Below are 12,362 nucleotides of genomic sequence, written 5' to 3' on the forward strand. Positions count from 1 at the left end.
AAGCCAATGTAACCGGTACTGTATAGATCAAGAGCAGCTCCGATAACGGCCGGACATGGGCTTTTGACGAATTGTCCGGAAACTGTTTCGGGCAGGCAGGGATTGCCATGTTCGGGTTTAACTTTATAAGGATAACAATCCGGCAGAGCGCCATTGGGGGGAACTATGAACGAGATCAAGGAAATCGTGCAGCGGCACTACGGGCTGAAAGTGTCGCACCTTTCTCCGCAGAAGGGCGGCTGGGCGGCTCTGGCCTACAAAGTCATTGCCGAAGGCCAAACCTATTTTTTGAAGATATACGAGAAAAGCAGGGCGTCCACGCCGAAATGGACCGCGCTGATCGACGATTACGTTCCGCTGCTGCTATGGCTCCAAGAGCATAGTGCGTTACAAGGAAAAATTCCCGAGCCGCTTCCAACTAAAAGCGGCGGGTACCGGTGCGAGAACGAAGAAGGGATTTTTTTGCTTTATGCTTATATAGAAGGGGATACGATCGGGCCGGCAGAGTTAACGGACGATCAAGTGGCGCAATTGGCGGACATTGTCGCAGAGCTTCATGCTTACGGGGAAGAAGTACCGGTACCTGCAAAGCGGATAAAAGAGGATTTTGCGGTTCCCTTTCTTGAGCCGCTCAAGCAGGTTCTGGACGGAAGATACCCGAATGTCCCGACGGACGTCGCCGAAGTCTTGCGCTCCTATGTCCGGCCGTTGTCCGCCCTGATCGATACCGTCGACCGATTGTCTCGCGAGTGGAAGGACCAGCCTTTACGATACGCATTGTGCCACACCGACCTGCATAACTGGAACCTCATGGTATCCGACGGGAAGCTGATCCTGATCGACTGGGAAGGATTGCGGCTCGCGCCGGTGGAGGCCGATTTGATGTTTGTGGCGGACGAGCCGTACATTGAGGCTTTTCTGGGCGCGTATCGCCGGCGTCATCCCGAATTTGCGCTCAACCCGCATCTTTTGCAGTTTTATCAGGGCCGGCGCCGGCTGGAGGATATATGGGAGTGGAGCGAGCAGTTGATCCACGACCCCCAACAGGCGCATGAACGGGCGGATGCTTTGAACAGCCTGGTCAAGGAGCTGCAAGAAATGCCGCTCCCGCTTCGTAACTGACGGAGGGAGAGTAAGGCCGCAGCAATAGCCGAGCGATGTTCGGGATAACGTTCCCGGGAATCGTTCGGCTATTTGGCATTCAGGGCGTTCGCGCTAAACCTGCGATCGCACCTTCCGGGTGAACGAGAGGGCGTTCTCGATCGAGTCGTGCAGCATGTCCACGAACCGTTCCGCTTCCGCGCTCAGATGGCGGTTCTTCAGCTTGATCCAGCCCAGCTTCATCCTGTCGCCGTAGTCCTCCAGAGGAATGGACATCATGCGCCCGTCCATGAACTCCTCTACCAGAAGTCCGCTTCCGGTGGAGACGGCGTCGGTATTGCATACGATGTTCACCGCTGTCGCCCGGTCGTTCACCACGATCACTTTATCGGGGTGACGGTCGGCAATGAAATTGAATTCTTCCGAGAAATCGATCGATTCCCCTTGCTTGTGCTCGAACGCCATATAAATGTAGCGGGCGAGTTCCTCTGCTTTTACCGAAGCTTTGCCGGACAACGGATGTCCCTTTCGAACGTAAACGCATGGCTGGATTTTCTTGATCAGATGAAATTCCATGCTCCGCGCTTGCAAAAATCGCTTGATGATTTTCTCGGTCGCATTGGAGGTGAAAATAACGCCCAGATCGGAAACCGCCGTGTACACATCGTCGATCACTTTGTCCATGCTCGTTTCCCGGATCGTCAGATTAAACCGGGGATCGCGAATCTCGTTCACGAGCCGCACGAAGGCGTCGACTGCAAACGGATATCGCTGCGTCGAAACCGAAAACTGCAGCTCCGGCTCTACCTGCTTGGACGCGTACACACTCTCGATGTACGCATGGCGCTCGATCAGCGAGTTGGCGTAGCTGAGAAATTGTCGCCCTTCCGGCGTTAATTCCACCCCTTGGTTGCTCCGCTTGAAGAGGGTAATATGCAGCTCCGACTCCAGCTCTTTGATGGCGCTGCTGATGCTGGACTGGGAGACGAACAGTTTGCTGGCCGCCCGGTTGATCGAACGGCACCGAGCCACTTCCGCCGCATATTTCATTTGTTGAAGCGTCATGCTTGAGTCCCCCCTGCGAATCGTTAGCTCTATCTTAGCGAGTTCGGGAGACCGGATCAATTGGTTATCGGTAAAACCGATAACGAACGGGCTATTTCTTGTTGTATCGCGCCAGGTGCGAACGAGGTATAATGCTTGAATGTACGGCTTTATGGAAAAGGAAGCCAAGCTTCGCGCAGGGGGACGTCATACAATGAGATCGGATAAAATGGGGCCAGTCGCCCTGAGCGGCTTGATCATCGGCCCCGTCCTGGGATCGGGGATATTCATTCTGCCACCGATTGTATACGGCATTGCCGGCGATTGGGCCATTTTGGCCTGGATTGCCATTATCGTCATCAGCTGTCTCGTCGCGTTTCTGTTCGGGTTTCTCAGCATGCAATTCCCGGGCGACGGAGGCACGACCAATGCCATCGAGCATGTATTCGGCGTTTACGTGAAGCGTCTGGCGGCGTTTTATCTCATTATTGGCGTAACGTTCGGAGCGTCCGCGGTGTTGTTGACGGCCGGGCAATATATGGAGAAGCTGAGCGGGATTTCGGCGCTCACGGTCAGTTATATCGTTTTGCCGGTCTGCATAGCACTGCTGCTGGCTCGCATCGATCTGCTTGGCAAGCTTGCGTTTGCCATGTCCATCTTGTGCGCTGTCGTGTTATTCGCGGGCGGCGTCAAGAGCCTGCTGGACTACCCGAAGCCGATGGTCATAACCGGCAGCTTCGATCTTGGCGATTTCAGCTATGCGCTCTTGTTGTTGTTTTGGGCTATTTTTGGCTGGGAGGTTATCGGCAACTACAGCGCCGATGTCATCGAGCCCAAGAAAACGATCGCGAAAGCGATCCTTATCAGCATGGCGGCGATTTCGCTGGTCTATCTCGTAGTCGCGGCGGCGATTCAGTGGACCGATCTAAGCGAAGTGTGGAAGGGCGAATTGACCGTCACGGCCGTCGTTTACACGCTGTTCGGCCATTGGAGCCATCTTGTCATTGCGCTTTTGGCCTTGTTTTTGTGCTGTTCGACTTATTTTTTGTATGTCGGAGGCATATCGAGGCTGGTGGCCTCATTAGCGAAGGAGAAGGTGCTCCCGCAGCTGCTTGGCAAACGCACCAAAACCAACGTTCCTTTTGCGGCGGTTATCGTTATTTTTATATTGAATTTCTTCGTTCTTCTGCTCGTACAGGCAGACGTATTTCATTTGGAAAAGCTTGTGGCGTTCGCGAACAGTTTCTTGACGATACATACGCTGATCGGCATCGGGGCGGGAATCGTGCTCGTCCGCAACATGTTCATCCGGATAAGCGGCCTCTTGCTCGCCATCGTTTTCATCGCCATGCTGTTGCTTCATTCCTCGATCGCGACGCTGCTTCTCATGGGTATTTTGGCTTTCTATTATGGGTGCAGGCAGTGGGCTGCAAACCGGAGCCGGCGCTAGAGAGGGGAGAGAGAGTCCAGGGGGAAGGAACGGAAGAGGGAAGCTCGATATCAAAAAGGTGTACTATCAAATGGCGTACAGATGGGGTAACCCATTTTGCACGCCGTTTTTGTTTTCAAGATTTATATATTTCCCGTAAAACTCGATAAGCTCGTTCCTGATCTTTGGTGTGCTTGAGTTTAAAATCAGACGGCATCGGGTACTTAACTTGTAGTGAATACAGTCTAATGAAATGGACTCGACGAGGAGGTTGCCTGCTTTGAAGGAAGAAAACAAAGTCAAAACGACCGAAATGGACGAATCGTTAATCATTGAAGAGATCGATCCGGACGAGCTTAGCAGCGAACATATCAAAAGAGTTCAGTACATGGTTAAGGAATACAAGGGCAGTATTAAAAGCCAACTCGATATTGAAGATAACAAGCGTATCAAATGGTCGGAGCGTCTGGCGGATCAAGTGGCATCCTTCGGGGGAAGCTGGACCTTTATTATATGGATGGCTGTTTTCCTTGCCTCGTGGATTGTGTGGAATATGCTCAGCTTCACTTTTCATTTTGACCCGGAGCCGTTTATTTTGCTTAATCTGATTTTATCTTTCACGGCAGGGTTTCAAGCCCCGATTATTTTGATGAGCCAGAACAGGCAGCAGAAAAAAGACAAGCAGGATGCCATTATGGATTTTGCGATCAATTTCAAGGCCGAGGAAGAAAACAGAGAGCTCCAGCAGGCCGTTCGCCGTATGGAAGAGAAGCTCATCCGTCTGGAACATCTGCTCGTTCGCGAGGAGAAAAGCAGACGGTGAAGTTTGCCCTGATGCCAGTTAATCAAGAACGACGTTCTCTTCTTCCTGCCGGCCAAAGCGGTACGCATTTACCGATCATTATCAAAAACGCAGCATAGCGAAATACCCAATAGGTTATTCTATACCCGATGGAATCTATTTCAGGGAGGAACAAGATCATGGGTATTTTGAGCGGAAATCCTAAGCACGAGCCGCTGCATGAGGGCGAAGTCTTTTTTTTGTGGAGCATGTCGTCGAACGCCAAAAACGCGGTCTCCTGCTACCAGACATATTTGAATCATGCCGGCGATAAGGAGCTCGTCAAGCTGCTGGAGGATTTGGCCGATCAAGCCAGGAAGGAGCATCAGGATTGCGACCGGCTGCTTGTCGATAACGGGATCGTCCCGTCCCCTACATTGCCGGAGAAGCCCAGGGCGAACCCGGAAGCCATTCCGGTCGGAGCCCGCTTCACCGACGCGGAGATCGCCACCGTCATCTCCACGGATCACGCGGTCGGTCTCGCCGCCTGCAGCCAAGCCATGGGCTCCAGCATGCGCGAGGACGTCGGCGCGCTGTTTGCCAAATTTCATGCCGCCAAGGCCATAATCGGTCTGCGACTGCTCCGATTGAACAAAAATAAGGGATGGATGACGCCGCCTCCGCTTAACCGGCAGCAATTTGAGCCGGTGGAAGCATAAGGCGGACCGACGCTTCTATAGGATTTGGGCAAGGGCCTTCCAAACGCGCAAGCTTTGGAAGGTCCAGTTTTACAAAATCTGGACTTCTCGTTAATACTGCGATAACAATACCCCATTATGCTAAATAACAGGAACAAGTCTAGGAAGGAACGATGGACTCGTGACACTACTTCATCGTATCGGGCAAAAACCGATTATTGCGGCCATTCGCGAGCCGGACGATGTACAGCTGGCGATCGAAAGTCAGGTGGACCATCTCTTTTTCATGGGCGGAACGGTTCATGACATCATTCATGCCGTGCGAATCGCCAAGAAAGCGGGAAAAGGCACCTTCGTCCATCTCGATCTGATCCGCGGCTTGTCCAGCACGGACAAGGAAGCGGTCAGTTTTATCGCCGAATACGTCGGTGCGGACGGAATCGTCTCTCCCAAGAGCCATCAAATCAAGGAAGCGAAGAAGATCGGCTTGTACGGTGTGCTTCACCTGTTCGTCCTCGATTCCTTGGCGCTCGAGAACGGGCTGCGGCTGGCGAATTCGCTGCTGCCGGACGCGATTGAGCTGATGCCGGGCGTTGTTCCCAAAGTGATTCGGCAGTTCGCCGATACGCTCGACCGGGTTCCGATCATCGCCAGCGGGCTGATCCAGACCGTGGAAGAAGCGGCCGAAAGTTTGCAGGCGGGCGCCACTTGTTTGTCCGTAAGCAGCAAGACGTTATGGAACGCAACGTTTACCGATTTTCCCCAAATTGCATAATCCGACCGAAATTCGGTTGCTCGGAGTGATGACGAAGAGAAAGCTCCCGACAACGATAGGCGCAAGCGCCTGTTTGTTGACGGACTTTCTCTTTTTTTGTTGTCCCGGCAACAGCCAACTAAGGAGGAATCAGCACTATGAAACCATTGCTGCAAGCACGGCATGCATGGCAATTGGGTCGTCGACCGCCCGAACCGCCGCGCAGGCGAGCATTTCGGGGAGCGGATGAGGACGATGGGAGAGGCCGTACGGCGGGAGACGATCCATGACGCGGCCCGCAAGCAAGACTGGACGGGTGCCCGCCGGACAGCCTGCGGTACGGATTCGGGACGAGTCTGCCGAGGCGATTGGGCGCTTGAATATGGGGATATTGGAGGAATGAGTAAGAGTATGGAATCGTTAACCACTGTTTCAATCAGGCGCAGGGTTCCGGCAGTCCGATCAGGCTGGCGCTACCGCTATGTGCTGAAGCCGCTGCTTTTTTTGCTGCCTGCACTTGTGCTGTATGCCGTCTTTTTCGTTTATCCGTTCGTGTACACGCTGTTTCTGAGCTTCCACGAATGGGACATGATCAGCCCGGATCGAACGTTCGTCGGACTGGACAACTTCCGGCAGCTGCTTCACGACGAAACGTTCTGGACCGTCCTGAAGAACACGGTCCGCTATGTGCTGATGACGCTGCCCGTGTCGATGGCAATCGGCCTGACGCTTGCGCTGCTTACCGAAAGCTTGATTCGGGGACGCGCCGTGTATCGCTTCGTCTTCTACTTGCCGGTTGTATCCTCTATCGCCGTCATCGCGCTCGTGTGGAGCTTTATGTATAATCCCCACGACGGACTGGTGAACGAAAACTTGGGCATGCTCGGCATCCGGGGACCCAATTGGCTCTCCCAGTCCGGGACGTCGCTATGGGCGGTGGCGATCGTCGGCATCTGGAAAAGCTTCGGCGCGGAAATGCTGTTTTTCATTTCCGGTTTAAAATCGATCGACCGCGGTTTGTACGAGGCGGCTTCGATCGACGGGGCAGGCCGGTTTCAACAGCTCGTCCGCATTAAGCTGCCGCTGCTTTCGCCCGTTCTCTTGTTTCTTGTCATTGTCGGCATCATTTCCTCCTTCCAGTCGTTTGCGCTCATTGCAATCTTGACGAAAGGGGGCCCGAACAACTCCTCCAATGTGCTCGTGTACGAAGTGTATCAGGAGGCGTTCCAATATTTTAACGTCGGCAAGGCCGCCGCCATATCGATCGTGATGTTCCTGCTGGTCGCATTCGTTACGGTCGTGCAGCTGCGGCTGTCGCGAAATACGGTCCACTACCAATAAAAAGGCGAAGGAGGGCGCACCACGATGCGATCCATGCGTTTTGCCGAGGAAACGTTTAAACACGCGCTGCTTGCCATTCTTGCTTTTATTGCGCTCATCCCGCTCGTCTGGATGCTGTCCGTTTCGCTGCGTCCGCCGGAGGAGGCATTCGGTCACCTGTTTGCAATCACTCGCGTCGATTGGCACGGCTATGTGAAGGCATTCACCGCGATCCCCTTTTTCCGCTGGCTGTCCAACAGCTTGCAGATCGGTGTCACGCAGACGCTAGGGGAGCTTTTCATTGGCGTTAGCGCCGCGTTTGCATTCGCTTACTACCGGTTTCCCGGCAGAGATGCGTTGTTTGTGTTCGTGCTGATGACGATGATGATCCCGATGCAAGTGACGATGGTGCCGACGTATTTGATCGTCAGCAAGCTGAATCTGCTCGACACGCTCGCCGGCGTTGTTGTGCCGCACATGGCCAGCGGCTTCGTCATCTTCCTCCTGCGGCAAACATTTCTGACGGTGCCGAAGGAGCTTGCGGAAGCGGCGACAATCGACGGCTGCGGCTCGTTTCGGGTGCTCTGGCATGTATACGTCCGGTTGTCGGGCACGATGATATGGACGCTTGCGATCGTTGTTTTTCTCCAAAGCTACAACGAATTCAACTGGCCGCTGCTTGTGCTGACGGATCCGGAGCGGATGCCGCTGCCGCTCGCCGTCCAATATTTCCAAGCCGAGACGAACAAAAATTGGACAGCCGCAATGGCTGTCGCCACGATGTCCATGGTTCCCGTCATGCTGCTGTATCTCGTCGCTCAGAAGCATATGATCCAAAGCTTCACGCAGAGCGGATTGAAAGGCTGACAAGCTGAAAGCCGCTCATTCACAAATAAGGAGAGTGTTCGTCATGAAGAATCAAGACAAAGGGATGCAAGTGATCGTTCCGGAGCTCGCGGAACGAACGACGATGAGACCGTGGTTCGGGGAGCCAATGGCGCCGCAAGGAGAAGATTTCAGCTTCGTTATCTTGGGCGACCGCACGGGCGCAGCCGTTCCAGGCGTTTTCGAGCAAGCTTTGGCGCTGACGAAGCGATTGCGGCCCGACTTCGTCGTATCCGTCGGCGATCTGGTCGAAGGCTACTGGACGAGTGAAGCGGAAGCTCACGAAGAATGGGATGTAGTCGACGCCTTGATCAGAGACCTGAACATCCCCTTCTTTCAGACTGTCGGGAACCACGATTTCGCAGGCGAGACGATGGTCAAGGTATGGCGGGAGCGCAAAGGTCTCACCTATTACGCCATACGGGTTCGAGAGGTATTGTTCCTCATTTCGAATACCGAATCAGGCGAACACTCGCTGCCGGAAAACATCCTGATTTCGCTGCAAGAAATGAACCGGATGATCCGCCGGGAACCTCACCGGTACACGGAAGCATTAAACGAATACATGGAAGAAAGCGGATGGACTCCCCCTGCCAACGTCGAGGACTACATTATCGGCAGTATCGAGGACGCCCAGATCGACTTTTTCGAGAAGCTGCTCCGGGAGAATGAAGACGTACGGTGGACGTTTGTCGTCATGCACCAGCCTCTTTGGAAAAAAGAATACGCCTCCTTCAAACGTCTGCAAACGCTGCTCGCCGGGCGGAAGCATACGATCTTCGCCGGGCATCTGCATTTCTTGGAAGCTACGAATGTCGAAGGCAGCCTCTATATTCAAGTAGGCAAAAGCGGTGGATCAGGGCTTCGTGATTCCCATCGTGTCCTGTGGGTTCGCATGCGTGACGGGGTGCCGCATTTTCTGCCGATCAAGCTGGACGGCGTCGACGAGTTGGAGTAGTGGCTCGTGGTTTGACAATCGAACACAGGAGAATGGAAGATTGACAAATTAATCTGAAGAGGTGTTCTTTAACATGAAGAAGCCGATCAAAGGAATGCAAGCTATCGTACTGATCCTTATGTTCATCTTGTTCGTTGCTGGCTGTGGTAACGCGAAGAACACTGCCGATGGAGGAGCATCGGAGACGATCGCACCAGCTGCGGCGACTCCAATCGAAATCGAGTTCTGGCATGGCGTTTCCGAATTAATCGACAAAATGACCGAAGCGTACAACCGCTCGCAGACGAAGGTGATCGTGAAGTCGGTCGTCGTGCCCAACTACTATGACGGCATCGTCGAAAAGCTGCAGGTGCAGGCGGCGGCCAAAAAAATGCCCGATGTCGTGACGATGGGGCTGAACTATACGAAATTTGCCATCGAAACGATGCATGCCATTTCGCTCGAGCCGTTCATCAAAAAAGATGCGTATGATACGAGCGACTATTTTCCGAGCATGCTGAATCTCGGCAAGACGAGCGAAGGCCAACAAATCGGCATGCCTTTCGGCATCAGCACGCCGGTGCTGTTCTACAATGCAGATCAGTTCCGCGAAGCCGGCCTGAACCCCGACGCGCCGCCAAAAACGTGGGACGAGCTGAGTGAATACGCGAAAAAACTGACGACAAACGGTCATTACGGCGTCAGTGTCAACATTGATTACGCCTGGCTGTTTCAGGCGCTGCTGCAAACGTTAGGCGGCTCCATGATGGCACCGGACGGCAAAACGGTCGGAATCGATTCGCAAGCGGGAGTCAAAACGATGAAATACGTCTCCGATCTGATTAACGCCGACAAATCGATGCCGCTTCTGACGAACACACAAGGATGGGAAGCGATGAGCAAAGGAAGCATCTCCATGTTCGTGAATACTTCGTCCGGCTTGGAAACGATTCGCTCCCAAGCGAAATACGAGCTGCGCACGGCGCCTTTCCCGATGCACGAGGGCAAACGGTTCGTACCGGCAGGAGGGGCGAATCTGATGATATTTGCCGCAGACAAGGCGAAGCAGGAAGCCTCGTGGGATTTTATCAAATATTTGACCGATACGAAGCAGGCGATTCCGTACGCCAAGTCGACCGGCTATATGGTATCGCGCAAGAGCTCGCTAAACGATCCGGATATGGCGCAATACTTGAAAGACAAGCCTGCGGCCAAGGCGACTTACGATCAGGTCGATCAAATGGTGCCTTGGTTCAATTTCCCGGGCACGGGCGGATCGAAGTTTGCGAAAATCATATCGGACCAAGTGCAGGCGGCGATGCAGAACCAAAAGACGCCCGAGCAAGCGATGAAGGATGCGGCCGCGCAAGCCAATCCGTTGATCCGCTAGCGGACAACTGAAGAGGGGAATGATTCCCTTTACAATTGAGAGGAGAATACCGATGCTTACAAATTTGAATAATTCCACTGCCTTTTTTACAGACGATAAGCTGACGCATACCGGCAAAATACCGTTGACCGGCGAGCTTCGGGCTGAAACGAAAGCGGACTTTGCTTTCGCGATCGTCGGCGACCGGACGGGAATCGCCGTTCCCGGCGTCTTCGAAAGCGCCATGCAGGCCGTCAAATCATTGCAGCCCGATTTTGTCGTATCCGTCGGGGATTTGGTGGAGGGCTACTGCAGCGATGCGGAAGAAGCGCATGAAGAATGGGACGAGATTGATTCGCTGATTGGGGCGCTGTCGCTGCCTTTTTTCCAAACTATTGGCAATCACGACTATAGCGGCAACAAGTTTATGCGGGATGTGTGGCGCGAGCGCAAAGGCAGCGAATACTACGCTTTCCGCCGTCATGACTGTTTGTTTCTGGTCGTGAATACGGAGCCTTCGAAGGAAGGCGAGCCTGGGGAATTCGAGTTCTGGAGGCGCTATATCCGTTCGATCCGGCGCGAGCAGGAACGGTTCCAAGAGCTGACGACGCAATTTCTGGAAGCGTACCATCGGAATTTGGAGGCGGCTGGCGAGCACCCGTATCGCGAAACGGCCGGATTTCCGACAATCGACGACGGGCAAATCGAGTTTTTCCGAGAGGTGCTTTCGCACAATCAAGATGTTCGCTGGACCTTTGTATTCATGCATCAGCCGGGCTGGAAAACGAACGTGCGGCAGTATGAGCGCCTGATGGGCATGCTGCAGGGAAGATCATATACGGTTGCGGCGGGTCATCTCCATTACGTGGAGCTGAGCGAGGAGGACGGCAACCCGCACATTCAAGTCGGCAGCGCAGGCGCTTACAATTCACACGCCGAGAGCATTTACGGCGGCAAGCCGTCTGTCAAAGACGGGAATTTTTCCGGAAAGGGGACTCCTCCCTGCATATTGTGGGTGAGCATGAAGGACGGGACTCCGAGCGTTTCCGTCATTCCGCTGCATGCTTTTGCAAGCGTGGAAGGTTACAAGCGAAGCGCCGATTGAAATCGATCGCAGCCGAGCAATCCAATGCGCTGTTGAAAAAGTAGGCGGCATGCGCCGTGCAGGAACGGAGGGCAATCGAAGTGAACGTGGGGCATCTGGCTCAGCTGCAAACTTATTTTTTCGACCTGGACGGGTGCGTGTATTACGGAGACCAGCCCGCGCCGGGGGCTAGGGAACTGCTCGAACGACTCCGGTCGGAAGGGCGTAACGTCGGGTTTATTACGAACAACTCGCGGCAGACTGCGGAAGAAGTCGCCGCGAAGCTGCGGCGGTTCGGCATCCGGGTCGCTCCCGGCGAGATTGTAACCGCGGCGGATGCGGTAGGTTATTATCTCGCCGAACGTTATGGCAAAGCGAAGGTCAAAGTTGCCGGCTCCGAGGCGCTGCGGAAGTCGATCGCCGCTTGCGGGCACGCGGTTCTTTCGGACCGCTCTGACGAGAGGGCAGACTTCGTCGCCGTAAGCCGGGATGTGGATTTCACCTACGAGAAGCTGCAATGGATCGCGGCGGAATCGGCGCGGGGGGCAATGATTGTAGCAGCTAATCCCGATCTGCACCACCCCGGCGTCGATGGCATTCGCGTTCCGGAGACGGGCGCGCTGGTCGCGGCGATCGAGGCGGTATGCAGTACGGCCGCGGAAATAATCGGCAAGCCGGAGCCGTATTTGTTCGTTCGCGGCATGCGGCTGCACGGAAGCTCCCCGGAGCAATGCATCATGGTCGGGGATAATGCGGAGACCGATATACGGGGAGCCCGCCGGGCGGGGATGCGATCGATCTGGCTGGCGGGAGATCACACTCCTGTTGGACTGGGGCAAACGGATCTGGCGCCTGACTTGATCGTGCGGAATATGCGCGAGCTTTATGAGTGGTATACGCTTGCCGTCAACGGCAGGATGCGTCTTCCCATGACTGGCGAATAATCTCAAATCATCGGAA

General features: G+C 54.4%; 12 protein-coding genes. 11 read left to right on the forward strand and 1 reads right to left on the reverse strand.

Annotated features, from left to right (window positions below; all coding sequences use genetic code 11):
- The first annotated feature begins 165 nt into the window (after positions 1–165).
- Entirely contained in the window at positions 166–1,122 is a 957-nt protein-coding gene (locus tag ABD796_RS15635) for a phosphotransferase enzyme family protein (RefSeq protein WP_344909082.1), read from the forward strand.
- A gap of 93 nt (positions 1,123–1,215) precedes the next feature.
- On the opposite strand, the gene ABD796_RS15640 is transcribed toward ABD796_RS15635, so the two are convergent.
- The gene (locus tag ABD796_RS15640; protein WP_344909083.1) at positions 1,216–2,166 is read right to left on the reverse strand and encodes a LysR family transcriptional regulator; all 951 of its coding nucleotides are present in this window, start codon (positions 2,164–2,166) and stop codon (positions 1,216–1,218) included.
- Positions 2,167–2,359: 193 nt separating this feature from the next.
- On the opposite strand from ABD796_RS15640, the gene ABD796_RS15645 reads away from it, so the two are divergent.
- The 10 genes from ABD796_RS15645 to ABD796_RS15690 all read left to right on the forward strand — a co-directional run bounded on the left by ABD796_RS15645 (position 2,360) and on the right by ABD796_RS15690 (position 12,346).
- Positions 2,360–3,595 carry an APC family permease gene (locus ABD796_RS15645; protein ID WP_344909084.1) on the forward strand — a complete coding sequence of 412 codons (1,236 nt, stop codon included), beginning with the start codon at positions 2,360–2,362 and terminating at the stop codon, positions 3,593–3,595.
- Positions 3,596–3,854: 259 nt separating this feature from the next.
- Entirely contained in the window at positions 3,855–4,397 is a 543-nt protein-coding gene (locus tag ABD796_RS15650) for a DUF1003 domain-containing protein (RefSeq protein WP_344909085.1), read from the forward strand.
- A 158-nt stretch (positions 4,398–4,555) separates the two neighbouring features.
- Positions 4,556–5,074 carry a DUF3231 family protein gene (locus ABD796_RS15655; RefSeq protein WP_344909086.1) on the forward strand — a complete coding sequence of 173 codons (519 nt, stop codon included), beginning with the start codon at positions 4,556–4,558 and terminating at the stop codon, positions 5,072–5,074.
- A gap of 160 nt (positions 5,075–5,234) precedes the next feature.
- Positions 5,235–5,828, forward strand: coding sequence for a glycerol-3-phosphate responsive antiterminator (locus ABD796_RS15660; protein WP_344909087.1), 594 nt, complete (start codon positions 5,235–5,237; stop codon positions 5,826–5,828).
- Between the two features lie 162 nt (positions 5,829–5,990).
- Positions 5,991–7,148 carry a carbohydrate ABC transporter permease gene (locus ABD796_RS15665; RefSeq protein ID WP_344909088.1) on the forward strand — a complete coding sequence of 386 codons (1,158 nt, stop codon included), beginning with the start codon at positions 5,991–5,993 and terminating at the stop codon, positions 7,146–7,148.
- A 24-nt stretch (positions 7,149–7,172) separates the two neighbouring features.
- A complete protein-coding gene (locus ABD796_RS15670) occupies positions 7,173–7,994 on the forward strand; it encodes a carbohydrate ABC transporter permease (protein ID WP_344909089.1) in 822 nt (273 codons plus the stop codon).
- Positions 7,995–8,037: 43 nt separating this feature from the next.
- Positions 8,038–8,970 (forward strand): metallophosphoesterase family protein, encoded by a 933-nt coding sequence (locus ABD796_RS15675; protein ID WP_344909090.1) that lies wholly within the window; start codon positions 8,038–8,040, stop codon positions 8,968–8,970.
- A gap of 73 nt (positions 8,971–9,043) precedes the next feature.
- The gene (locus tag ABD796_RS15680) at positions 9,044–10,339 is read left to right on the forward strand and encodes an ABC transporter substrate-binding protein (protein WP_344909091.1); all 1,296 of its coding nucleotides are present in this window, start codon (positions 9,044–9,046) and stop codon (positions 10,337–10,339) included.
- Between the two features lie 52 nt (positions 10,340–10,391).
- Complete coding sequence (locus ABD796_RS15685; protein WP_344909092.1) at positions 10,392–11,423, forward strand: metallophosphoesterase family protein; 1,032 nt, start codon at positions 10,392–10,394, stop codon at positions 11,421–11,423.
- A 56-nt stretch (positions 11,424–11,479) separates the two neighbouring features.
- Positions 11,480–12,346 (forward strand): HAD-IIA family hydrolase, encoded by an 867-nt coding sequence (locus tag ABD796_RS15690; protein WP_344909093.1) that lies wholly within the window; start codon positions 11,480–11,482, stop codon positions 12,344–12,346.
- Positions 12,347–12,362: the final 16 nt, after the last annotated feature.

The organism is Paenibacillus hodogayensis (genome assembly GCF_039536325.1).
Taxonomy (GTDB): Bacteria; Bacillota; Bacilli; order Paenibacillales; family NBRC-103111; genus Paenibacillus_AB; species Paenibacillus_AB hodogayensis.

Bases quoted from the DNA above. Each gene is read 5' to 3' on its own strand.
- ABD796_RS15675 (WP_344909090.1), top strand. From the start codon at position 8,038: ATGAAGAATCAAGACAAAGGGATGCAAGTGATCGTTCCGGAGCTCGCG.
- ABD796_RS15685 (WP_344909092.1), top strand. From the start codon at position 10,392: ATGCTTACAAATTTGAATAATTCCACTGCCTTTTTTACAGACGATAAG.
- ABD796_RS15665 (WP_344909088.1), top strand. From the start codon at position 5,991: ATGCATGGCAATTGGGTCGTCGACCGCCCGAACCGCCGCGCAGGCGAG.
- ABD796_RS15645 (WP_344909084.1), top strand. From the start codon at position 2,360: ATGAGATCGGATAAAATGGGGCCAGTCGCCCTGAGCGGCTTGATCATC.
- ABD796_RS15670 (WP_344909089.1), top strand. From the start codon at position 7,173: ATGCGATCCATGCGTTTTGCCGAGGAAACGTTTAAACACGCGCTGCTT.
- ABD796_RS15655 (WP_344909086.1), top strand. From the start codon at position 4,556: ATGGGTATTTTGAGCGGAAATCCTAAGCACGAGCCGCTGCATGAGGGC.
- ABD796_RS15635 (WP_344909082.1), top strand. From the start codon at position 166: ATGAACGAGATCAAGGAAATCGTGCAGCGGCACTACGGGCTGAAAGTG.
- ABD796_RS15680 (WP_344909091.1), top strand. From the start codon at position 9,044: ATGAAGAAGCCGATCAAAGGAATGCAAGCTATCGTACTGATCCTTATG.
- ABD796_RS15640 (WP_344909083.1), bottom strand. From the start codon at position 2,166: ATGACGCTTCAACAAATGAAATATGCGGCGGAAGTGGCTCGGTGCCGT.